The 22,933-nt window shown below is 68.4% G+C and carries 20 protein-coding genes; 5 read left to right on the top strand and 15 right to left on the bottom strand.

Translation table 11 applies throughout. The annotated features are described in order from the left end of the window. The first annotated feature begins 138 nt into the window (after positions 1–138). On the top strand, positions 139–1,602 hold the full coding sequence (locus tag FHU35_RS01235) for a recombinase family protein (protein ID WP_281290223.1): 1,464 nt from the start codon (positions 139–141) through the stop codon (positions 1,600–1,602). Between the two features lie 327 nt (positions 1,603–1,929). Here FHU35_RS01235 and FHU35_RS01230 read toward each other — a convergent pair whose 3' ends face one another. From FHU35_RS01230 to FHU35_RS01180, 11 genes are all read right to left on the bottom strand, one after another. Then, the gene (locus FHU35_RS01230) at positions 1,930–3,006 is read right to left on the bottom strand and encodes an MSMEG_0565 family glycosyltransferase (protein ID WP_145735823.1); all 1,077 of its coding nucleotides are present in this window, start codon (positions 3,004–3,006) and stop codon (positions 1,930–1,932) included. Continuing rightward, positions 3,003–3,839 carry a carbon-nitrogen hydrolase family protein gene (locus tag FHU35_RS01225; RefSeq protein WP_145735821.1) on the bottom strand — a complete coding sequence of 279 codons (837 nt, stop codon included), beginning with the start codon at positions 3,837–3,839 and terminating at the stop codon, positions 3,003–3,005. Before FHU35_RS01225 ends, FHU35_RS01230 begins: the two co-directional genes overlap by 4 nt. Beyond that, on the bottom strand, positions 3,836–4,678 hold the full coding sequence (locus FHU35_RS01220; RefSeq protein ID WP_145735818.1) for a carbon-nitrogen hydrolase family protein: 843 nt from the start codon (positions 4,676–4,678) through the stop codon (positions 3,836–3,838). Before FHU35_RS01220 ends, FHU35_RS01225 begins: the two co-directional genes overlap by 4 nt. Beyond that, complete coding sequence (locus FHU35_RS01215; protein WP_246110003.1) at positions 4,675–6,123, bottom strand: MSMEG_0567/sll0787 family protein; 1,449 nt, start codon at positions 6,121–6,123, stop codon at positions 4,675–4,677. The genes FHU35_RS01220 and FHU35_RS01215 overlap by 4 nt, the downstream gene beginning before the upstream one ends. 4 nt (positions 6,124–6,127) lie before the next feature. Then, on the bottom strand, positions 6,128–7,225 hold the full coding sequence (locus FHU35_RS01210; protein WP_246110002.1) for an MSMEG_0568 family radical SAM protein: 1,098 nt from the start codon (positions 7,223–7,225) through the stop codon (positions 6,128–6,130). An 85-nt stretch (positions 7,226–7,310) separates the two neighbouring features. Next, entirely contained in the window at positions 7,311–7,832 is a 522-nt protein-coding gene (locus FHU35_RS01205) for an MSMEG_0572/Sll0783 family nitrogen starvation response protein (RefSeq protein ID WP_145735816.1), read from the bottom strand. A 26-nt stretch (positions 7,833–7,858) separates the two neighbouring features. Then, positions 7,859–8,686 carry an amidohydrolase family protein gene (locus tag FHU35_RS01200; RefSeq protein WP_222429254.1) on the bottom strand — a complete coding sequence of 276 codons (828 nt, stop codon included), beginning with the start codon at positions 8,684–8,686 and terminating at the stop codon, positions 7,859–7,861. An 8-nt stretch (positions 8,687–8,694) separates the two neighbouring features. After that, positions 8,695–10,005, bottom strand: a complete 1,311-nt coding sequence (locus FHU35_RS01195; RefSeq protein WP_145735815.1) for an MSMEG_0569 family flavin-dependent oxidoreductase — start codon at positions 10,003–10,005, stop codon at positions 8,695–8,697. Continuing rightward, positions 10,002–10,301 (bottom strand): MSMEG_0570 family nitrogen starvation response protein, encoded by a 300-nt coding sequence (locus FHU35_RS01190; RefSeq protein WP_145735812.1) that lies wholly within the window; start codon positions 10,299–10,301, stop codon positions 10,002–10,004. Before FHU35_RS01190 ends, FHU35_RS01195 begins: the two co-directional genes overlap by 4 nt. Before the next feature lie 472 nt (positions 10,302–10,773). Then, the gene (locus FHU35_RS01185) at positions 10,774–11,190 is read right to left on the bottom strand and encodes a YybH family protein (RefSeq protein ID WP_145735809.1); all 417 of its coding nucleotides are present in this window, start codon (positions 11,188–11,190) and stop codon (positions 10,774–10,776) included. A gap of 284 nt (positions 11,191–11,474) precedes the next feature. Then, the gene (locus FHU35_RS01180; RefSeq protein WP_145735806.1) at positions 11,475–12,125 is read right to left on the bottom strand and encodes an NAD(P)-dependent oxidoreductase; all 651 of its coding nucleotides are present in this window, start codon (positions 12,123–12,125) and stop codon (positions 11,475–11,477) included. A gap of 79 nt (positions 12,126–12,204) precedes the next feature. On the opposite strand from FHU35_RS01180, the gene FHU35_RS01175 reads away from it, so the two are divergent. Continuing rightward, positions 12,205–13,068, top strand: coding sequence for an AraC family transcriptional regulator (locus tag FHU35_RS01175; RefSeq protein WP_145735804.1), 864 nt, complete (start codon positions 12,205–12,207; stop codon positions 13,066–13,068). 838 nt (positions 13,069–13,906) lie between these two features. After that, positions 13,907–15,040 (top strand): IS701 family transposase, encoded by a 1,134-nt coding sequence (locus FHU35_RS01170; RefSeq protein ID WP_145735802.1) that lies wholly within the window; start codon positions 13,907–13,909, stop codon positions 15,038–15,040. 202 nt (positions 15,041–15,242) lie between these two features. Here the strand turns inward: FHU35_RS01170 and FHU35_RS01165 are convergent, their stop codons facing one another. Further along, entirely contained in the window at positions 15,243–16,463 is a 1,221-nt protein-coding gene (locus tag FHU35_RS01165; RefSeq protein WP_145737879.1) for an IS256 family transposase, read from the bottom strand. Between the two features lie 214 nt (positions 16,464–16,677). Between FHU35_RS01165 and FHU35_RS01160 the strand changes: the two genes are divergently transcribed. Beyond that, positions 16,678–17,616: a MerR family transcriptional regulator gene (locus tag FHU35_RS01160; protein WP_186459208.1), complete on the top strand. Its 939-nt coding sequence runs from the start codon at positions 16,678–16,680 to the stop codon at positions 17,614–17,616. Between the two features lie 310 nt (positions 17,617–17,926). Then, positions 17,927–18,370 (top strand): TspO/MBR family protein, encoded by a 444-nt coding sequence (locus FHU35_RS01155; protein ID WP_246110001.1) that lies wholly within the window; start codon positions 17,927–17,929, stop codon positions 18,368–18,370. Between the two features lie 64 nt (positions 18,371–18,434). Here FHU35_RS01155 and FHU35_RS01150 read toward each other — a convergent pair whose 3' ends face one another. The 3 genes from FHU35_RS01150 to FHU35_RS01140 form a co-directional block, all read right to left on the bottom strand. Further along, positions 18,435–19,700 carry an NAD(P)/FAD-dependent oxidoreductase gene (locus FHU35_RS01150; RefSeq protein ID WP_145735797.1) on the bottom strand — a complete coding sequence of 422 codons (1,266 nt, stop codon included), beginning with the start codon at positions 19,698–19,700 and terminating at the stop codon, positions 18,435–18,437. Between the two features lie 61 nt (positions 19,701–19,761). Further along, the gene (locus FHU35_RS01145) at positions 19,762–21,126 is read right to left on the bottom strand and encodes a TIGR01777 family oxidoreductase (protein WP_093422447.1); all 1,365 of its coding nucleotides are present in this window, start codon (positions 21,124–21,126) and stop codon (positions 19,762–19,764) included. 213 nt (positions 21,127–21,339) lie between these two features. After that, positions 21,340–22,854, bottom strand: a complete 1,515-nt coding sequence (locus FHU35_RS01140) for a cryptochrome/photolyase family protein (protein WP_342788481.1) — start codon at positions 22,852–22,854, stop codon at positions 21,340–21,342. Positions 22,855–22,933 lie beyond the last annotated feature (79 nt).

Here is a 22,933-nt window from a genome sequence, read left to right as displayed (position 1 = left end):
CTGTTCCTTGGCATTGGTGTGGTGCCGCAAAGCGCTCGGCAATCCGCAGGGCCCGGCGGCCGGCGGTGTCGTCGTTGCGGGATTGGCGGTGGGGTGTGGGGTGCGGCTATTCGGGTGGTTGTGTTTGTGGGTGTCGTCATGGGGGTGGTGTGCCGGCGTTCCAGGGCTGGTTGGTCAGTTCGGGATGTGAGGTGCGCTGTGACTGAGACGGGGTCATTGGGAGTGTCCGGCCGTGGTCGTCGCAGGAGGCGATGTCGTACTAGTGGGTACCGCGAGGTGGGTGTGCGGTTTGCGTTTTACGGTCGGATGTCGACCAGGGAGTTTCAGCATCGGGAGACGTCGCTGGCGTGGCAGCGTGAGGTTGCCGAGGCCACGATCTCCGGGCGTGGGGTGGTCGTGGAGGAGTTTTTCGATGAGGGCTGTTCCCGCCGGGCGTCTTGGTGGAAACGACCGGCTGCGGCGGCTCTGCTGGCCGCGGCGGGGAGTTCCGATTGTGGTTTTGATGCGGTGATTGTGGGGGAGTATGAGCGGGCGTTTTGCGGGAATCAGTTCCGGGAGGTGATGGCGGCTCTGGGGGAGTGCGGCATACAGCTGTGGTTGCCGGAGGCGGATGGGCCGGTGGATTTAGCTGATCCGGAACATCGGGCGTTGATGGTGTTGCTGGGTGCGCAGTCGCGGCGTGAGGCGGTGCGGTCGCGGCATCGGGTGTTGGCGGCGATGCGGACGCAGGCGTGCGAGCAAGGGCGGTTTTTGGGTGGGAGGCCGCCGTATGGGTATCGGCTTGCCGACGCTGGGCCGCATCCGATTGCGGAGCATGCGCGGTGGGGTCGTCGGTTGCATCAGTTGGAGCCGGATCCGGTGACGGGGTCGTGGGTGCGGTGGATTTTCGAGCAGCGTGCGGCAGGCCGGAGCATTGCCGGCATCGCGCGGGAGCTCAATGACCGTGGGGTGGTGTGTCCGTCGGGTGCTGATCCGGGGCGGAATCGGCATCGTTCGGGGCGGGCATGGAGAACGCCGACTGTTGCGGGGATCTTGGAGAATCCGCGGTACACGGGCAGACAGGTGTGGAACCGCACCGGCACGACCGGGAGTCCTGGGGCGGCTCGTCGTGCCGGTGGTACGGGGCGCCGTACGGACTCGGGGGAGTGGGTGGTGTCGACCGCGCCTGCGCATGCGGCGTTGGTGGACGAGGAGACGTTTCGGTCAGTGCAGGGGATCCGGTCGGTGAGGCAATCCCGGGACGGTGGAACGCGAACGTATCTGCTGTCGGGGTTTGTGGTGTGTGGGGCGTGTGATCGGCGGTTGGATTCGCACTGGGCGCACAACCGCCCCGGTTACCGTTGCCGTCACGGCCGCACGAGTGCCCGGGCCGAGGCACCGGGTCTCAAGAGCGTCTATGTCAGAGAGGAACACCTCCTCGACGGGCTGCGTTCGCAGCTGCCCGAGGTTACCGGCGATGCCGATGTGGTCGATCACCTTCGCGCGAACGGGTTGGTGATCGTCTATCTCGGCCCGGACTGGATGCTCGAACGGATCGAGCCGGAAGCGGTGACAACGGCACTGCCACCCAGCGGGACACAGCTGGCCTTTCCGGTGTGCTGACTGCCGCACCGGCCGGGTACCGCGAGGAACCTTGGCGTGGTCGAGGCTCCGAGCGAGCGCCAGGCACGCGAGCTGCGAAAACCACCCTAGACGCATCGCCGCTGTCGCCGCGATCTCGCTCGTTTCCGTCGCACTGATCGGAGAAACTCGACACAATGACCTCGTAGAGGCGAAAATCGAGAAAGGCCCGCCGTTCCATCCGTCGTGAAGGCGAGCGTGGCGCACGAAAGTGTCAGTTCGAGCCGAGGTATCCGTCTAGCGCGCTCCATCGTGCCGACAGGATCTGGATCTTGGTGTCGGCCTTGCTCGACGATCCGATCACCCCATCTAGATCAGCGTCCCGTAGAACGCGATGTGGCGCTCGGCCGCTGCTTGCCAGGTGTGGGCGGCGGCCAGCACCCGTCCTGCTGCGCGCCGGTCGGGATCGTCATCGGTGAGCGCGTGGGTTAGTTCGGTCGCGAAGGCGTGCGGGGTGGCGGCGAATCGGGCTGTGCCGCCGAAGACCTCGTGCAGCACCGGCAGATCCCGCACCACCAGGGGAGTTCCTGCGGCCAGCGCCTCCATGGCGGCCAGACCGAATCCTTCTTTCGTGGACGGGAAGGCGAATGCGTCGGCCGAGGCCACCAGCGTGGGCAGCTCGTCCTCGTCGACCGGTCCCAGCACCACCGGTTCGATGCCGAGCTGGGCCGCGCGGGCCTCCCAGCGCTGCCGGTAGTCGCGGTAGTCGAAGAGAGTTTCGCCCCCGGCGATGACCAGCGACACGTCCGGGTTCTGCTCGTGCAACTGCGCGTAGGCCTCCAGCAGATCCAGCGAACCTTTGCGCGGCTCGATGCCGCCAACGGTCAGGACGTAGCGGCCCAGCCGATCCTTCCAGCGCCGACGGCTTGCTTCGGTGGTGGTGGCGAACCGCTCGTAGGCGACTCCGTTGGGGATGACTTCGGCCTTGATGCCCCATCCGTCGGCGAGCTCGCCGGCCACGGCCTGGGAGACGCAGACGTGTGCGTGCGGGGTGACGATGGCCTGCTCGTGGCAGGCAGCCAGCTCGGGCGTGGTGAAGTGGTCGATGTGGTGCACTGTGCGCACGCAGTCGCCGACGGCGTTGGCGCTGATGCAGTCCTGGGCGTGGACCACGTCGTAGGCGTCGGGGGTGAACGCCGCGCCCAAGGCGTCGATGGAGCGCAACACCCGTTCGCCGACTGTTTCGTCGTCCGGGCCGTCGGGGAAGGGCACGATCCGCAGCCGCACCGCGGGGTCGACCGGACGGAAGAACCCCGTGTCGCCACCGCGTCCCAGCGTCCACACCGTCACGTTCTCACCGGCCGCCGCCAGGGCTTCGGCCAAAGCGAGGGTGTGCACCACGCCGCCACGGGGTTTCGTCGAGTAGCTCAGCAGCGCGATCTTCACACGGCACCTCCTCGGTAGGCGGACGGTCGTCGCTCATCGAGGTGCCGCAGCACTCGTCGTGCGCGTTCGATCTCGGCGGCCACGTCGACCTCGGCGACCGCAAGTCCGGCTTTCGACCAGGTGCGGGCCAGGATGTCGCCGCCCGGTCCGACGACCTTGGCCTGGCCGAGGAAGCGCATACCGCCCAGGGTTCCGGTCTGGTTGGACGAGGCGAGCACGACCTGGTTCTCGGCTGCCCGGGTCTGGTCGTAGAGGTCGAAGAGCTTGGCCTGGCGGTCCTGCGCCATCCGGGGAGCGCGGTTGGTGATGCTGGTCGGCCACGCCGACAGGCATGCCAGGATCTCCACGCCGTCCAGGGCCAGCGACCGCGCTGATTCCGGAAAGGTCTTGTCGTAGTCGATGAGCATGCCCAGCCTGCCGACCGGGGTGTCGAAGGCGTCGAAGCTCTCGCCGGGGGAGTAGGCAGCGACCTCGCCGGCAGGCAGGTGCACCTTGCGGTGCCTGCCCAGCACGCCGTCGCCGCTGACGCAGACCGCGGCGTTGTAGCGGGCGTCGCCGCCGTCCTCGCTGTAGCCGAAGCACACGACCATTTCGGCGGCCAGCGCGGCGACCCGCTGGATCACTGGGTCATCGGGTGTGAGCGCAGGGGGCAGCGCGTCGGGGTCGGGGTGGCGGAGGTCGGCCAAGTAGCCGCCGAGCGCGGCGTCGGGCAGCACCAGCAGCCCGGCTCCGGCCTGGCGGGCGTCGTCGATGAGCTTGGCGATGCGGGCCAGGTCGAACTCCAGGTCGCGCCCGAAGTGGGCGGCGGCCGCTCCGATGCGGACCGTGCTCATGAAATGCGTGCTCCTGCGGGGTAGGTGTCCGGGCGCCGGTCGCGGAGGTGGCCCATGTGGCGACGGGCGGCCTCCAGGGCGTGCGCGACGTCGACCTCGGCGACCGCCATTCCTGCCTCGACACCGGTGTCGGCGAGCACGTCGCCGCCCGGGTCGACGACCTTGGCGCTGCCGACGAAGCGTAGCGAACCGAAGGTCCCGGCTTGGTTCGCCGACAGCCACACCACCTGGTTCTCCAGAGCCCTGGCGCGGTCGAACAGGTCGAACCGCCGCTTCCAGCGGTCCTCCGCGAGGTCGGCGGCGGCGTTGGTGCGCGAGCCCGGCCAGGCCGAGATGCAGACCCCGATCTGGGCACCGTCGAGCGCCAGCGCCCGCGCCGCCTCCGGGAAGGCCTTGTCGTAGCAGATCAGCATGCCCAGCCGCCCCGCCGGCGTGTCGAACGCACCGAAGACGTCGCCGGAGTCGTAGCTGGCGTTCTCGCCCAGCGGCTGGTGCACCTTGCGGTGGTTTCCCAGCACCCCGTCGCCGCTGACGCACACGGCGCTGTTGAAGCGGCGGTCACCGGCCTGTTCGCAGTAGCCGGCGACCACCGTCATCTCCCGGGCCAGCGCGGAGAGCCTCCGGATCTCCGGTCCGTCGAGCGCCAGCGCGGGCGGTCCGGGGTCATCACCGGCGCCGTCGAGGCTGAGCAGGTAGCCGCCGAGGCAGGCCTCGGGCAGGGCCAGCAGCTCGGCACCGGCTGCTCGCGCCTGGTCGATGAGCTTCTCGACGATGACGAAGTCCTGTTCCAGGTCGCGGCCGAATTCGGCGGCGACGGCGGCCATTCGCAGCGTGCTCACGCGTTCCCCAATCCGGTCACCGTCGAGGTGACCGCTTCCGTGATGTCCCCGTCGGGCCAGCGCAGCCCGACACCGTTGCCCGGAACCAGTTCGCCGCACACCGCGCTGGTGGCCGGTCCCGCCGGTGGCGGGGTGTTGCCTGCTCCGTCGGCGGTGAGCATCGCGAAGCCGGGGAAGCAGGTCAGCCAGTCCGCCACCGTCGCTCCGGTGGGACGCGGAATTCGCGCCACGTCCAGCACCGCGCCGCAGCCACCGGCTTCGGCGAGCATGCCTAGGGTGCCCGCGATCCCGGCCATCGAGACGTCCTTGGCCGCCGCCGGTCGCGCGGCGGCCACCGATCCGATCATCGTTCGCAGCTCGGGGGTTCGCCGATGACTCGTCGAATCCCACTGCCGCCCTGGGTAGTTGGACCGCCATCGGCCGCCGAGGTCGGCGGTGAGACGGATCTCGTGACCGGGACGACCGCCACCGCCCGGTACCGGGCTGGTGGTGCGGCCGAGCGCGGTGACCGACAGCGATGCGGGCACGCCGAGCTGGGTGTGCCCGCCGAGCAGTGGGATGCCGCCGTAGGCCTCGGCGGCGCGCCGCAGCCCGGTCAGCAGCCGGGTGGCGTGCGAGGTGTTGCGGGCTCCGAGCGCGTCGAGCAAACCGACCGGTTCGGCACCCATCGCCGCCAGGTCGTTGATGTTGACCAGCACCGAGCACCAGCCCGCCCAGTCCGGGTCGCGTTCGACCATGGCGGGCACGATCGCGTCGCAGGCCGCCACCAGGTCGCTGCCCGGCACCGGAGCACCGTCGTCACCGACGAAACCCGGGCCCCCGAGAGCTTTCGGAAGCCCTGCGGCAGTGGCCAGCAGCGGTCCCAGCGCGGCCTTGGTGCCCTCGACGAGGTCCTGAATCCGGCGCACCGGCCACCGCATCAGCACGTGCGGCTCACCGGCCGCCTCGACCTCGCGGACCCGCCGCCACCCGAGGCGGTCGAACAACGGCTCGTTGCGGACCTGAACAGCCGCGTCGAACCGCAGGACTCCCGCGGTCTCGGCATGCGCACAGGCAGATCTGATCAACGCCGCGCCGATCCCGCCGGTACCGCGCGCCCGGCCGTCGACGGCCAGCCGTCCGCCCTGCCACCAGCCCAGATCGGGGCCGTCGGTCGCCGGGCCGAGCCGCACGCCACCGAGCACATCGCCGTCGGCGGATCGGGCCACCAGCACCACCGTGCGGGGGTCGTCGTCGCGGTCGTCCCGATCGGTGCCGGTGAACAGACCCTGTTCCCGCACGAACACCTCGTGCCGCAGCCTCTGGTAGGCGGGCAGGGTCGTGGAGTCGGCGGGTTCGATGCGGAACGCCGGGCGCCTGGCCAGGCTCGCGCGGTCGCCGAGTAGCGACAGGATGTCCGGCACCTGACCGCTGCCGGGGGCGAGCAGTTCCTCGTAGGCGATCACGTCCTCACCCGCCCGCCGTCTTGAGCACCGAGCAGGCACCGCAGGCCGCGCAGCCCGCACCCTGATCGGCGCCCGACATCCCAGCGGCCTTGAGCAGTTCGGCGACCGCGTCGGTGACGTAGCTCAGCAGCTCACCACTCGGTGCACCGAGGCCGTCGCGGGCCGCCAGCGTGCCCGCCATCGGGCGGAACGGGACGACGAACGGGTAGACGCCGCGTTTGATGAGCCCGGCGGCGCCGGCGATCAGCTCGTCGGGGTCCTCTCCCAGCCCGACCAGCAAGTAGGTGGAGACCCGGTTGTGGCCGAACACGCGCACCGCGTCGTCCCACGCGGCTTCGTACTCGGTCAGCGGGACTTGGGACTTGCCGGGCATCCATCGCCGCCGCACCTGCTCGTCCAGCGCCTCGACGTGGAGGCCGATCGCGGTGGCGCCCGCGTCCTTGAGCTCACCGATCCAGCGCAGGTCACCGGGTGGTTCGCACTGCACCTGGATCGGCAGTCCCGGAACCGCCTCCAGCACGGCGCGCACCGAGCGCACCAGGTTGCGCGCGCCGCGGTCCGGGCCGGTGGTGGTGCCGGTGGTCATCACCATCTGCCGCACGCCGTCAAGCCGGACGGCGGCCTCAGCGACCTCGGCCAGCTGAGCTGGTGTTTTGGCTGCCACCGTCGCACCACCGCGCAACGACTCCTCGATGGTGCAGAACCGGCAGCGGTCCGACTCGGCGTAGCGGATGCAGGTCTGCACGACGGTCGTGGCCAGCACGTCGGACCCGTGCAGCCGGGCGATCTGCTCGTAGCGCACACCGTCCGATGTGGTCAGGTCGTAGAACTTCGGTCTGCGCACGGGGGAGAGCTCGATCCCGGTGTCCTCCTCGCCCAGCCAGACCCGCCCGTCACGCACCGAGTACGGGCTGGCGGGATTGGTGGGCAGCGCGGCGTTGGCACCGTCGACGAGGACGTGCCCGTCGTCGCTGGGGCCCGCGCCCGCCGGTCGCGCGACCTCGGCGTCCAGCCGCACCCCGCGCAGGGCCAGCTCCGCGCGGGTGGTGATCCGCACGTCCACTGTCGTGCTGTTGCGTGTCCGTTCGGTACCCACGCTCACGACACACCTCCGGAAAACGTCGGCGCTCGCTGCGAGGCGGGCCTCTCTCCAGGTCCCGCCTCGCAGCACGCGCGAGGGCAGGACCTCAGAGTTGGTAGGTGGAGTTGATGATCGCGCCCTTGCGCGCGTAGTGGATGATCGCGTCCTGCACGTCCAGCGGGTGAGTCGGGATGACCCCTTCGATGAGGTCCTCCTCCCGCGCGCCGTGCAGCGACAGGCCGAATCGGCAGCAGTAGACCTTGCCGCCCTCGGCGATGAAGGTCTTGAGCTGATTGTTGATGTTGTGCTCACCGGGGAACGCGGAGTTGCCCGTGGTCGGGAATCCGCGGGTGGCCAGGCAGTTCAGCGAACCCGGTCCGTAGAAGTAGACGGCCGATTCGAAGCCCTTGCGCAGCGCGCGGGTCGCCTGCAGCACGGCCACGAAGCTGACCGAGGATTCGTGCGCGATGCCGTGCACGAGGGTGAAGTAGGTTTCGCCGTTCTCAGCTTGGTAGTCGGGGAATACCTTGGTCGACCCGTAGATGCTGGAACCCTCCGGCAACGACGGGTGCGGGATCTCCTCGCGCGACTTCTGCTCGACGTCGGTGAGATCGACGGCCTCGGACATGGTTGTCTCCTCTGGTTGCGGGGATTTCAGTCGTAGAGCGCGGCGAAGGTCTCGCGGAACACGAGATCGCCGAGTTCGCCATCACCTGCCGCGGCGCGCATTCGGGCGTATTCCCCGGGGAAGTCGCCCCACGGCTGGTCGCTGGCGAAGAGCACGCGGTCGTGGCCGATGCCGCGGTGCTCGATCTCCCGAGCCAGCCAGTGCGGGGCGAACCCGATGGCCCAGGAGAGGTCGGTGTAGACGTGCTTGCCGGCGGCGATCCAGTCGAAGAACCGCGAGCCGACCAGCTTGATGTGGCCGCTCATGCCGCCGCCGAAGTGCACCAGGTGCACCCGCACCCGGTCGGCGTACCACTCGACCAGGTTTCCCACCTGATCGATGTCCGAAGCCGCCCCCGGCGAGGTGTGCACGTGCACCACCAGGTCGTGGCGCTCGGCGACGGCGAAGATCTCGTCCAGCTGCGGACGGCATTCAGGCGCCGTCGGCGAGCCACCGAGGAGGAAGCTCAGCTTCAACGCCCGGACACCCCGTTCGCCCGCCAAGGCCAGGGCTTTGGCCGTGCGCTCCCGATCTTCGGGCCGCGCCGAGACCCACAGTCCGGCGCGGACCCGCTCGTCGCGCTGCGCGGCCTCCAGGACCAGTTCGTTGTGCGCGAAGGCGACGTCGGGATCCGGCACGCCGTAGTTCGGCAGAACCAGGGCCCGTTCGGTTCCCTCGGCATCCAGATCGGACAGAAGTTGGTCGACCGTCGCCCGCGCGGTGGTATCCGGATTGATGGCCGGGCCACCGTAGAAGGGGTATGCGGGCAGCACGCCGAGGTGCCGGTGGGCGTCGAAGACCAGTCGGTCGTTCACCGTTCTCCTCAGCTCATCAGGGGTGCGGTGGACAGCGACGACGGCGGGCCGGTCAGCGTGCCGCACACGTCGGTGATGCGGCGGGCCGCGTCGATCCGCTCGGCGAGGTAGTGCGCGTCCTGACCCACGCCTTCCATCCGGCCGGATCCCCAGGTGTACTGCCAGGGCAGCCCGAGGAAGTACAGGCCGGGAGCGCTGGTGACCCCGCGCCAGTGCGTCGGGTAGCCGCGACCGTCGAACACTGGAATTTCGATCCAGGTGTAGTCCGGCCGGAACCCGGTGGACCAGATGATCGAGGTGACCCCCGCTGCGACCAGGTCCAACTCGCACGGATCGGTCGCCGGGTCGGGCTCCCACACCGGCACGTACCGAGCCTCGGAAGGAGCGTCGATGCCACGCGCATCGATGTGGGCGTCGATCGCATCCTTGATGGACTCCATCACCTGATCCGCGGAGTCCAAGTTGGACTTCAGGTCGTCGCCGAAACCAGCTCTGCCGTCGTCGACATCGAGCAGATGACCGTAGAGCCGCATGCCCTCGGACGCGAACCGGCGCAGATCGATGTCACGCCCGCCGTCACGCCCGGTGACGTAGTGGTTGACCCGCTTGCGCACCTGGGCAGGATCGGCGAACTCGTCGATGCTCTTGGCGTAGTGGCCCATGTCGTCCAACCACGCCACGCAGTCGCGCCCGCGGTAGAACCGCGCCACCCGAGGCGCGTTGCCCACCGCCAAGTGCACGCCCCGCCCGGCGAGGTGCAGGTCCTCGGCGATCTGCGCGCCGGACTGGCCGCTGCCGACGACCAGCACATCGCCCGGTGGCAGCGCATCGGGACTGCGGTAATCAGCCGAGTGCAGCTGCGTGATCCGGGCCGGAACGCGTTCGGCGATGCGCGGTGTGCTGGGCACGTGGTAGGCGCCGGTGGCGACGACCACCTGCTCAGCGGTGAGCTCCCCGGCGGTGGTGTCCAGCAGGAACGTGCCCGTCTCGGTGCGCCGCAGCCTGGTGACGCGCACGCCTTCGACCAGCGGCGGGCCGAAGGACTCGGCGTAACTGTCCAGGTAAGCCACGATCTCGTCTCGCACCATGAAGCCATCCGGGTCCGCGCCCTTGTAGGCGAACCCCGGCAGAGCGCACTGCCAGTTCGGTGTGACCAGGCAGAACGAGTCCCAGCGGCGGGACCGCCAGTCGTGGCCCAGCTGCTCGGCTTCGAACACCACGTGCCGGATTCCCCGTTGTTGCAGGCAATAGCTGGCGGACAGTCCTGCCTGCCCGCCACCGACCACCACGACCGGGTAGTGAATGTCGGTGAGGCTCATGACGTCCTCCCGGGCGGGTGGATCAGCGCTTCGACGGTGACCCGGTCGTCGGCGCGATGGCCGTCGGAGGTCGCGGTGATCTCGGCCAGCTGACCGGCCGCGGCGGTGCAGCCCATGCCGAACTTGGCCCGCACGCGATCACTGGCGATCTCCAGCGCCTGCCGGCTTCGCTCGACGAAGTCGGCGACGGTGTAGACACCACCAGCTTCGAGGTAGTCCTCGATGATCGTGGATGGGGAGTAGCATTGCTGGACCGCACCGTCCGGCCAACGCACTTGGAAATGCATTTCGGGCATTGGTCCTCCAGGAGCAGGGGTTCGAGGGAGCGCCTCGTCGCTGCTGTTGGGAACCATTCCAGCCACCGGTGATTTCCGAACGAAGACATCCGGAATAACGGACGGTTTCGTTGAATGGGGCCAGGTTTCGGTTCTGTTGACGGTCGCCAGTCACACTGGACTGATCGAGGCGGTTCGGGCGAGACGAAACCCGACCCGGCGCGGACACGCCGGCGCCCCCGACCTCGGAAGTCCGGGGGCGCCGGCGTGAGTTAAGTTGCGGGGAACGCGGGCAGCTGTTTCCGGCAAGCGTCACCTCGTACGCTGCGCCGAGCGCATCGAACCCGATGCTGGTGGTGCCTTGGTAATACGTTGTCGCATCGGATTCGTAGCGGGCGAGGACCCCGTCGATGTCGCCGACGGTTGGCGGTTCGAGCCGCAGTCGGCCGAGGTCTTCTGGTTTCCGTGCCTTCTCCCGCATTCCCGCCGCGTCTTAGCGTGCGTGAGGCGGAACGTCCGTGGGCGCCTGGGCGAGGTTCTGCGAGAACATGTACTTGAAGATCTTCCAAGAGCCGTCGTCGTTCTTCAGCACGAACAATTCGCGGAAGTAGGACTTGGTCACTTGGCCGCCTGCGACGTCAACGACATCGACCGGTTGCTCGGAGCGGACGATCGCCATCCCGTCGTGCTCTACAACGTCGACGATCTGCAGGTCTACCTTCATGGAGATGGCCGCGAAGGTGTCGTCGTAGAACTGGGAGATGGCTGCCCGGCCCGACAAGCTAGGGATCTGGTCGGGGACGATCTCGGCATCGTCGGTGTAGAGGGCCAGGATGCTGGACTTGTCCCTGGCCTGCAACGCGATTCCGTATGCCGTGGCGGTGTCGAACGGGCTTGAACTGCTGGACATGCTGATTCCCTTCTTCGACGATTCAGAATTTTGCGGCGCTGTGGGCGGCGGCGGTGGTCAGGCCGCCGCGGCATCGACGCGGAGCGGAGCAAGGGCACAGCTCCACGCGACGAGTTGGTCGACCACCGCCTCGAGCGGGGGCAGGTGGTGCTCACCCGGCGTGAGCTCGCTGAAATTCTCAAAGTCGGGAAACAGCGAGAACGCGACCTGGGCACCGCCGTCGCCGGCCGCTCCCGGACAGCCACCGCCGTGCTGGCCAACCGCTGGCTGGTAGGAATGCGGGCTCAGTAGGCGACGGTGAATCGGCGGCCGGTGTGCTGCGGTCGTTCGATCTCGTCGACGACCGCGACGGCGAAGTCTTCTGTGGAGATGCGGCTGTCCCCGGCGTCGTCGGTCAGCAGGTCGTCGGTGGCCGTGCGGTAGGTCCCGGTGCGATCGCCCGGCTCGATGGTGGCGGGCGGCGTGGCGTTGACCCACTCGACGTCGGAGACCGTGCGGTAGTAGTCGAGGGCGTCGCCGTGTGCGTGCATGATCTGCAGCAGGAACTCGGGAAGGCCCTCGGCGTCCCACACCTGATTGCCGTCCGGGGTGCGCAGCGAGCCGGCGCCGCCGACGGCGATCAGCCGGGGTGCGTCCGTGTCCAGCGAGCGGAGGCCGGCCACGAGCGCCTCGGCCGCGGGCTTGATCGTGGCGATGGTGCTCGGGCCGTCGCCGCCACCGACTGCGCTGACCAGTACGTCCTGGCCTTTGGCTGCGGTCGCCACCGACGCGGGGTCGAGCACGTTGCCCTCGCTGACCGTCAGGTTCTCGTGCTCCGTGCTGATCTTGGCCGGGTTGCGGACGACCGCGGTGACCTCGTGTCCGCGGCTCAGGGCTTCCGCCACGATGCGGTTGCCGATCGTTCCGTTGGCTCCGAAGACGGCGATGTGTGCCATTTCTGCTCCTTCTTGGGGGTTCCTGGTTTGTAGTTTTCCGTCGATCTGAGTGTTCGGACAGGTAGAATGCCGACCAGTCATGGTGAAAAACAGACATCCGATCCCGTTGATCGGGTTCGCGCCGCCTGAGGGCACGCCGCTGCCCGGGCTCGAGGTGATGACGCTCGCCGACCTGGCGGCCCGCGCCGGCTCTGCCGACCTGAGCGCACCTCAGCGCCCGGAGTTCCACCTGCTCTTCGCGGTCACCCGCGGCACGCTGCGGCACAGCGTGGACTTCACCACGCACCGGGTCGCCGCGGGTTCGGTCCTGTGGGTGCGACCGGGGCAGGTCCAGCAGTTCGGCGACCTGACCGCGGCCGACGGCGTGCTGGCGGTGTTCCAGGCCAGTTCGGTCGGTCCTGCGACTGCGGCCGCCGCACGGCTGGACGACCCGTTCGGCCGCGCCGTCGCCGCTGCCGCGGACCCCGGCACGGACGCGCTGCAGCGGGCCGTCGCTCACCTGGCCGCGGAATTCACCGATGCGGGAGACCTGCCGGTGGACTCCCGGCGGGAGGTTCTGCGCAATCTGCTCGCCGTCGTCGCGGTGCGGGTGGCAGCGCTGTGTGCTCAGCCGGTCAGCGCAGACGACACCACCTTCGTCCGGTTCCGCGCCCTGGTCGAACAGGACTTCGCCCGCACTCGGCAGGTTGCGGACTACGCCGCCGCGCTCGGCTACTCCGCCCGCACGCTGAGCCGGGCGACACAGACCGCGGCCGGTGTCGGCGCCAAGGAGTTCATCGACCGCCGCGTCACCCTCGAGGCAAAACGGCTGCTCGCGCACGCCGACCTGCCCGCGACTTCGATCGCGACCCGCCTGGGCTTCGCCGACCCGACCAACTTCGCCAAGTTCTTCCAGCACCGGACCGGCCTGCCACCGGGCACCTTCCGAGCGTCCGTCCGTTAGCCGCGCAGATCCAGGCCGACGTCGAGGGCCGGCGAGGAGTACGTGAGCACGCCGACGGCGAAGTAGACCCGACTAGCGAACTTTCGATCTGGTGCCCGGCCTCCGAGAGCGTGATGCGTCCTCGTGAGACGTCATCTGACTGCGGCGGGACCATGATCATGGTGTTGTTCCGGGGCGGGTGTGGATCTGTTCCCGCGCATGATCCCGCTCGGTTGTGGGCGGTTGCCAATCGTTGGTCGAGCTCGGAGGGCGGCGATGAGGAGGTGGCCGAGCATCTTCGCGTGAACGGGTTGATGATCGTTTACCTCGGCCCGGACTGGATACTCGAAGAACACCAGGCGCAAACGGCGCCCACACTGCTGCCGCCCAGCGGAACACAGCTGGCTTTTCCGGTGTGCGGACCAAGGGCACGGGCCGGGTGCCGCGAACAACCTTGGCGCGGTCGAAGTGCCGAGCGCCAGGCCGGCGAACTGCGACAACAGCCGTAGACGCGACTGAGGCGAGACCGTAGCCTCGCCTCAGCTGATATCCAGGACCCCAAGGTCAAACCCGTGGGGTAATTCTGTGTCCGAGGAGGGAGTTGCTCGCTAACCACACGGCTTCAGCTGCCGGTGTAGCCGTGAAGGCGGGCCTTCTCTGCCGTCCCACCTGTCTCGTCGGAGTGCCGCCTGGGACACGTTGGCAGGACAGGCTAGCCACCGCTGTGAACTGGGAATACATGCGGGTGGATTGGTCTGGGACGCGTGGTGTCAGGCGACCCAGCATGGTCGTTCACAGGCGTGGGGGCCTTTAATACTGCAACGGCACTCGTGTGGGTCGGTAGTGGATCATGGTGGGTGTGGTGCTGGATGTGCTGTGGGTGGAATTGGAGCGGGTGCATGCGCGGATCGCGGGCCGGTTCGTGCGGTCGGAGCCGCGTGCGCGGGTGCGTGAGTACGTGTCGGGCCTGGTCGCGGGGCTGGAGCGGAAGAACGGGTGGACCATCGCCGAGCAGGCCGGTGAGGTCAGCCCGGATGGGATGCAGCGGCTGTTGCGGCGGGCGGACTGGGACGTGGACGGGGTTCGCGACGACGTACGCGACTACGTCATCGAGCATCTCGGCGAGCCCGAGGGTGTGTTGATCGTCGACGAAACGGGGTTTCTGAAGAAGGGCACCCGCTCGGCCGGGGTGCAGCGTCAGTACTCCGGCACGGCCGGGCGCACCGAGAACTGCCAGATCGGCACCTTCCTGACCTATGCTTCGGCGTCCGGGCATGCATTGATCGATCGGGAGCTGTATCTGCCCAGGTCGTGGACCGACGACCGGACTCGCTGCCGAGCGGCCGGGATACCCGACGAGGTCGGTTTCGCCACCAAACCCCAGCAGGCCCAGGCCATGCTGGCCCGGGCGTTCGACGCCGGGGTGCCGTTTTCGTGGGTCACCGGTGATGAGGCATATGGGCAAGTCCCCTACCTGCGGGAGTGGCTCGAAGCCCAAGACGCGGCGTACGTGCTGGCCACTAAACGTAACGACACCCTGACCACCACCTGCGGTGACAAGCACCGGGCCGACGAGCTCATCAACGGACTGTCCGAGCAATCCTGGCGGCGGTTGTCGGTCGGGGCCGGTGCCCACGGGCCACGCATCTACGACTGGGCTCGCGTGCCGCTGGGCGCCGGCTGGCCGCCCGGACGGGGCCGCTGGCTGCTGGCGCGGCGCTCGATCAGCGACCCCAACGAGATCGCCTACTACCTCGCCTATGGGCCCCGCCGGTCCCGGCTGCTCGACCTGGCCTGGATCGCTGGATCCCGCTGGCATATCGAGGAATGCTTCCAACAGGCCAAAAACGAAGCCGGACTCGACCACTACCAGGCACGCTCCTGGCGAGCCTGGTACGCCCACACCACCCTGTCGATGCTCGCCCTCGCATGGCTGGCCGTGGCCAGAACCCTTGCGACAAAAGGGGAACCAGCATCAGCGAACAAGGCATGATCGACTACACCTTAGCAGAGCTCCGCCGCCTGTTGATCAACCTCGTCACCCGAACACCACACCCAGCCGAGCACGTCTGGTCCTGGTCACGCTGGCGCCGACGACGCCAACACCAAGCCCGACACTGCCACTACCGACAACGCGGACACCCACTCTGAGTGGGGTCTGTCTGATTTTTCGTGGGTGAGGCGGTGGTCGGTTTCTAGTTGAGGCTGATCCGGTCGCCGTAGAACATCACGAGGGTGTTCAGGGCCTGTTTCCAGCCGTGCGTCCGCCCGGTGACGTTAGTCCGGTTGCGCTGCGGTGAGCGAATGACCAGGTAGAGCACCTTGAGCGCGGCTTGCTCGGACGGGAAATGCCCGCGCCGGCGGGTGGCCTGACGGAACCGGGCGTTGAGACTCTCCACGGCGTTCGTGGTGTAAATGATCTTTCGGATCTCCGGAGGGAACGCCAAAAACGGTGTGAACTGCTCCCACGACGAGCGCCACAACCGGATGATCGCCGGGTATTTCGCGCCCCAGACCTGCTCGAACTCGTCGAACCGCTCTTCGGCGGCCTCGACGGTCGGGGCGGTGTAGACCGTGCGCAGTGACTTGGTGATCGCACCCCAATGAGCCCGGGAGGCATAACGCAGGCTGGCCCGCACCAGATGCACCACGCATTCCTGCACCGTGGCCAACGGCCAGACCTCGTTGATCGCCTCAGGAAGTCCCTTGAGGCCGTCGCAGCAGGCGATGAGCACATCGGCGACACCGCGGTTTTTCAGTTCGGTGAGCACGCTCATCCACTGCTTGGCTCCTTCACCACCGGTGCCGACCCAGAGTCCGAGCACGTCGCGTTCGCCTTGGCAGTTGATGCCGACCACGACGTAGACCGGTCGGTTGGTGACCTGGCCTTCCCGGATCTTCACGTGGATCGCGTCGATGAGCACGACCGGGTACACGCGATCCAGTGGCCGGTTCTGCCAGACCTTGAGTTCGTCGACGACCTGGTCGGTGACCCGGCTGATCAAGTCCCTGGACACCTCGGTCTGATAGATCTCAGCCAAGTGCGCCTGGATCTCACCGGTGGTCAAGCCCTTGGCATACAACGAGATAATGGCCTCGTCGAAACCTTGGATACGGCGAGCGTGTTTGGGCACGATCTGCGGCTCGAACTCACCCCGCCGGTCCCGCGGGACCTCGATGGGCACCGGCCCAACCTCGGTCCGCACCGTTTTCGCCGAGCTGCCATTACGGTGGTTACCAGCTCCGCGGCCGGCGGGATCGCCCTTGTCATAGCCGAGGTGTTCGGTCATCTCGGCTTCCAGCGCGGTCTGCAACACCGTCCGGGTGACCCCGGCCAGCAGTCCGTCCGGGCCCACCAGGGACACGCCCTCGGCTTGGGCTCGCTCGATCAAATCCCTGGCCAGCTGCACATCCAACCCACCCGAGGCGCTCTCGTCGGGTTCGCCATCCTGCGCTGCTGTCGTGTCGTCATCGGTCACGATGATCCCCTTCCAGCCGAAAGCGGACGCTTCCAGCCTGTCGGATCACCGCCCCACACACAAAGATCAGGACACTCCCGAACAGTGCACAAGCGATGCAACTATGCTTGCTGGTGTCGTTGCACGTCAGATGTTCGGAAGGCTTATTCTCATGGCTGGTGCGCCGGGGGTGGTGTTGACCGCTGGTGCGGTGGCGAGGCAGCTCGGCGTAGCAGTGCCGACATTGCGCAGCTGGGACCGCCGCTACGGTCTGGGGCCGAGCGAGCACGATCCGGGTCGGCACCGCCGATACACCGTCGAGGACGTGGCACGTCTTCGACGCATGCTGGCGCTGATGGGCGAAGGAGTACCACTGGCTGCCGCCGCACGCGTGGTCCTGGAATCGCGATCTGATCCCGAACCGGCGCGCGATGGTGGGGGAACCGGAGCCCTGGCGGTGGGACGGGTCGACCGGGCCGTGCGCGGCTTGGCTCGGGCCGCCACCCGGCTCGATGTGGCAGCGATCCGGGAGCGGGTCGAGGAGCGCCTGGTGCAGCGCGGTGCGCTGGCCACCTGGGAAGAGCTTCTCATGCCCCTGCTGGGCAGCATCGGCGAGAGCTTCGAGCGGGGCGCGGACGGTATCGTCGAGGTGGAACATGCTGCGTCAGCAGGAATCCTCGCCGCTCTGCACGGTGTGCGCCCTGCGCCCGAGCACGGTCGACTGCCGGCGTTGCTGGCGTGCGCTCCTGACGAGCAGCACAGCCTTCCGCTCGAAGCGTTGCAGGCCGCGCTCGCCTGGCGCGACTGCGCCTCTCGATTTCTCGGCGCTCGCGTACCGGCGGACGTGCTGATCCGTTCGGTCGACAAACTTCGGCCCAGGAACGTGGTCGTGTGGGCCCACGCCGCGCGGACCGCTCGGAAGGTCGACCTCGATGCGGTCGGCGAGCTGTGCCCGTCCCTGCTGCTGTGCGGGCCCGGCTGGTCCGGTGTGCGCGCTGCGCGGGAGCACCGGAGCCCCGGCTCGTTGCAGGAGACCGTGAACGTCGTTCTGGAATCAGGACCGCGCTTGCCCGAGTTGTCGCAGGAGTCGAAGAAGGCGCGAGCGCACTGATCACGGCCCTCGCCTTGGTTCGCCCGGGAACTGCTGGTTCATGAGCCTCCATCCTTGGTCCCCGTCAGGGATAGGGGCTGAGTGAACGGACATGCGCGGAGTGCGTTCGTGCGCGTTCATCGCGCTTTCGTGATTCCACCTCTCGGCGGTGCCCCGCTCCCTCGTCCAAATCGTTGCAAAACCAGTGCAACTTGGTTGATAATGGCGGCGTCGATGTCGTGGCAGGACGCGGAAGCTGCTGAAGAGGTTGGCTGTGGCAAGCGTGGGAAATGTTCGACGGCCCTTGGTTCGGGGAACGCTGGGGGCTACGGTGTTCGTGCTGGTCGTGGCGGCCGTTGCCGCTGCCGGGTCTGTAGCCGCCGGCTCGTCCTCCTCCGAGTACGCCGCGTTGGTGCAACCCTCGTGGGCGCCGCCGTCGTGGGTATTCGGTCCGGTGTGGACGGTGTTGTACCTGATGATCGCTGCCTCGGGGTGGCGCTTGTGGTGGGTGGCGGGCACCATGAAGGCGGCGCGACCGGAGTTTCTGATCTACGCGGCCGGTCTCGTTCTCAACGGTGCGTGGACGCCGCTGTTCTTCGCGGCTGATGCGAGGGTCATTGCACTGGCGGACATCGTGTTGCTGAACCTGGTGATCATCGTGACCATCGTCCTGTTCGCTCGTCTGGATCGGATCGCGGCCTCGCTGCTCTATCCCTATCTGGGGTGGAGCTTGTTCGCGATGGCCTTGTACTCGTCCATCGTCGTGCTGAACTGAACCGAACTGACTGCCTGGTAGCGGTTTCCGCGAAACACCGGACCGGCGAAGCGGTGTGGTGCGGTCAGTGCGGTCTGCTTCCCGATCCCTCGCCCTCGGCGAGGTCGTGCAGCGCGGCACGGGCGGCGCGGCGACCGGAAACCAGGGCGCCTTGCACCGAGCTGGTGTCGCGGTGGTCGCCGCAGACGTACAGTCCCGGTTCCAGCCGCACCGAGCGCCGCAACGGGTGCGGAGCCCGCATGCTGGGCAGCGCTTGCGGGATCGAGTAGTGGCGGAGGAACTCCCATCTGCTGGTGTTGGTCCGGTAGATCGCGCCGAGCTGCCTGCGCACCGCCGGTTCCAGGGCCTCATCAGCTGCGTCGAGCACGGTGGCGCTGATCAGCGCCTGCCCGGAGGGTGCGTAGCCGGGTGCGACAGCGGAGAGCACGGCGGTGTTGACCACCGGTCCGCGGCGAAGGGCGTCGATGCTGATCGTCGGCTGCGCCAGGGGCGGATCCGGGGTCGTGTAGTAGAACGTGCTCAGCCCGTTCCACTTCGGGACCGACAGGCCCGGGAGCAGTCGCTTCGCGGTCGTGGCATCGGCGGCGACGATCACCGCGCGGGCGCGGTGGAGGGCGTCGGCGATGGTGACCTGCCCTGGAGCCACGGCTTCAGCGGGTGTGTTCAGCCGAACTGTGCCTGGCGTCAACCGGTCCGCGAGGTGGTCGGGCAGGGACTGCATTCCCGCGGCGGGAAGCGCTGGTGCGGCGCGTGCGAAACTCCGCCACACCAGGTGGAAAACTCGTGCCGAGGTGTCCAGGTCCTCATCACCGAAGATTCCGGCGACGAACGGTCGCAGCACCTCGTTGACCGTTTCGGTGCGCAGGCCCCACCGGTCGAGTTCCTCCGTGACCGAATGGTCCGCCGCGCGGGTGAGCATTCGGGACGGGGCGAGGGCATCCCGGGCCGTGACCGCTGAAAGCCTCGCGATATCGGTGAACCGCGGCTGCCCTGGCCGCAGCGCACCGGTCAGGGCGCGAGCGGTGTCGAGCGGATTTCCGAGCGAACGCACCTCGCGGTCCCCAACGACCCGCAGCACGCGCCAGAACGGGTGCAGCTTCAGCGCGGTCAGGTCGACCATCTCCCGCAGGGCGGGATACGCGGGCAGCAACACCTGAAATCCGCGGTCGAGCAGGAACCCGTCGACCTGATCGGTGCGAACACGGCCGCCTACCTGATCGGAGGCCTCCACGACGCGCACAGGCACGTTGGCGCGCTGCAACTCGGTCGCCGCGGCGAGCCCGGCCAATCCGGCGCCCACCACGATCACGTCGGTCGCTGGTGTGCTCATCGCCTCCTCCTCTCTTCACGCGGAGTCGAGCGCTGCGGGGGAGATGTCGCCGTCGAACGCCTCAGGCAGCGTCACTCGCCCTGCTCGGCGGGAGGGCTCCGAGCACGTGCCGCAGCGCGGAGCGGAGTTCGGCGTGGCGGAACACGTGCTCCGCGGCGAGCAACCGCGCGGGCCGGACGTGCTGGTCGGCCAGGGCGAGCTCGCCGGCTCCTTCCTGTCCGAGCAGGATCCGCGGTGCAAGCGCGGGGACGGGCACGACCGCGGGGCGGCGCAGCACGGTGGCGAGCACGCGGGTGTAGTCCTCGTTGCGCGCCGGGTTCGGCGCAACCGCGTTGAGGGGACCGGCTGCGGCCGGGTCGCACACCGCGCGCAGGTAGATCTCCGCGAGGTCGTCGATGCCGATCCAGGACAGCCACTGGCGCCCGTCCCCGAGACGACCGCCCAGACCGGCGGCGAACAGCGGGTACAGCAGCTGCAGCGTACCGCCTCCAGGCGATTGCACGATTCCGGTTCGCACCTGAACGCAGCGCAGACCAGCCCGCTCGGCCGGCGCGGTCGCAGCCTCCCAATCGGCGACCACCTCGGCGAGGAACCCGTCGCCGCGCTCGCTGTCTTCGGTCAGCGGCTCCTCTCCCCGGTCGGGCCCGTATATCCCGATCGCGGAGGCGGACACGAAAGCGCCGGGCCCGTCAGGAGTGGTGGCCGCTCGCATCGCCAGCAGCCGAGTGGGTTCGACGCGACTGTCGCGGACAGCGGCCTTGTGGGCTTGGGTGAACCGGCCGACGATCGGTTCACCAGCCAGGTGGATCACGGCATCAACACCGCGGAGGAGATCAACCGCCGGGTCGAGGGGATCCCAGCGGCGTTCGTCGCGATGGCGGGCGGCACGACGCACGAGCCGGATCACCCGGTGCCCCCCGGTGCTCAGCAGGGCGGTGACCGCGCTGCCGACCAAGCCGCTCGATCCGGTGACGGCGACGGTCAGCGCCCGATCGCTCAGCGAGCGGTATCGGGCATGGGCGGCGAGGTCCTCGGCGAGTTGAGCGTGGCGGTAGCGGAGCATGGCTCGCAGCGCGCAGCCGGGCACGGGTGTGTCGATCGCGTCGTCCACGCGTGTCCGTTGATCGCCCACCGCTGTGAACCGGTGGGTGTGGCGCCAGGGCAGAGCGCCCACGGGTGGCCGCGACACCAGTGCGTCCACGAATCGGTGGGGCGGGTCGTAACCGTCGGGCTGGTGAGCGGCGACCCATCGAAAACCCCCGGGCAGGCCGAGCACGGCTTGGCCGTCGCGCAGCGACGACGATTCGGCCAGCACCCGCACGGGTTGCCACGGAGGTGTCAGTCGAGTGATCGCCCCGGGCCGGCTGTGCCAGGCGAACACCTCCTCGACAGGCGCGTCGACCACGCTCGAATGAGTCAGCTCCACGCTCCGCGCTCCTCCTCTTCGACCCGGCGCACCCGAAGGGCCGCGCGTGAACACACGCCCACGCGCGATCCGAGCCCGCCAGCACGGCTGGGATAATTCTATGCAGAACCCGTGCAACCCGGCAGCCTCCGGTGGGCCGACGTTCGGCGGGGTTCCGTCGCGTGTTCTCGGTGATCTGCGTCAGCGCCAACGAGTTCTGATACGCACCAAGGTTCAGAATTCGCGACGTCCGCGTTCCTGCCGGTCGATCGCGTCCAAGTCGGCGAGCCCGCGCATCGTCGCCAGCGGCTGCCGCATGCGGTGATTGCCCCGCAGCTGTTCCTCGTGCCGGTGCATCCATGCCCAGTAACCTGCGGTGAAGGGACAGGCGTCCTCACCCACGCGCTGGGCGGGATCGAAGCGGCAGCTGCGGCAGGAGTCGCTCATCCTGTTGATGTAGGCACCACCGGAGGCGTAGGGCTTGGTCGCGACCCGGCCGCCGTCGGCGTGCTGGCTCATCCCGATGACGTTGACGGGCATGACCCATGGGAAGCCGTCGACGAACGCGGTCGCGAACCACTCGGTCAGCTCGGCAGGTCGATAGTCGCGTTGCAGGGCGTGGTTGCCGAGCACCATCAGCCGCTGGATGTGGTGCGCCCAGCCGCGGTCGCGGACGCCGTTGAGCGCCACCTGGAGGCACTCCGCGTCGACGTGATCGCCATCCAGCTCCTTCCACCACTCCGGCAGCGGACGCGTGGCGTTGAGCTCGTTCGCGCGCAGGTAGGACGGTCCGAAGTGCCAGTAGAGGTGCCACACGTACTCCCGCCAGCCGAGGACCTGCCTGATGAAGCCCTCCACGCTGGACAGCGACGCCTTCCCGCTGCGGTATTCGCGTTCGGCCGCGCGCACGACTTCCAGCGGTGCCAGCAATCCCAGGTTCATCGGTACCGACAGCAGCGCGTGCGCCATCGACCAGTCGGCGTCGAGCATCGCGTCCTGGTACGGCCCGAACTCCGGCAGCCGGTATCGGAGGAAGCGGCGCAGCGCTGCCCGGGCCTCGGCGCGGGTCACCGCGAAGAGCCGCGGACCGTCGGCTCCGATCGCGCGCAGAGCGCCGTCGCGCTCCCACTGGTCCAGGTTGCCGCGCACCTGATCGTCGACGGGATCCTCGCGGGGGTGCCACGGAACGGGGACGCCGAGATCCGAGGCGTTCTTGGGCGGATGTTGGCGGTTCTCCGAGTCGAAGTTCCAGCGCCCTTGAACTGGTGAGCCGCCTGGCTCCATCAGGACGTCGAACTCCTGGCGCTGATCCCGGTAGAAGTCCTCCATCCGGAAACGCCGTTGCGCCCGCGCCCAGCGCGCGAAGGAATCCTTCGACCGCGCGAAACCCGCTGTCGGCACCACCTCACGCACGAGCCCCTCGTCGGACATCGAGTCCACCAGCGCTGCTGCGGCGTGCGATCCCGGCTCGTGCACCACTACGGACGTGCCCAGCTCGCGCAGGGCAGATCGATACGTGTCCGCGCGCACGATGCGGGCTCTGCTTCCCAGCTCGTCGGCGAGATGACGCATCCCCGACAGGACCAGGTGCAACTTCTGCCGATGGCACGAGCGACGGGTCAACGCGCTGGTGGACTCGATCAACACGATCTCCCGGTGACGGTGCTCCGGGCCGGAGTGGAAGTGCGGACCGAGCTGATCGCCGAAGAGCCACAGTGGTGCGTCATCGCGCATTGCCACAGACTGCACCGAACGATCCTGCTGCGCAGTACGGTTCGCCAGCCGAGTCTCCGCGGGACGGGGTCACCCGGTCCACGTGGTTCTTGGT

It is taken from the genome of Saccharopolyspora dendranthemae, from assembly GCF_007829955.1.
Taxonomy (GTDB): Bacteria; Actinomycetota; Actinomycetes; order Mycobacteriales; family Pseudonocardiaceae; genus Saccharopolyspora; species Saccharopolyspora dendranthemae.
Note: the sequence above shows the minus strand (reverse complement) of the source record. Positions and strands in the feature narration are given on the sequence as shown.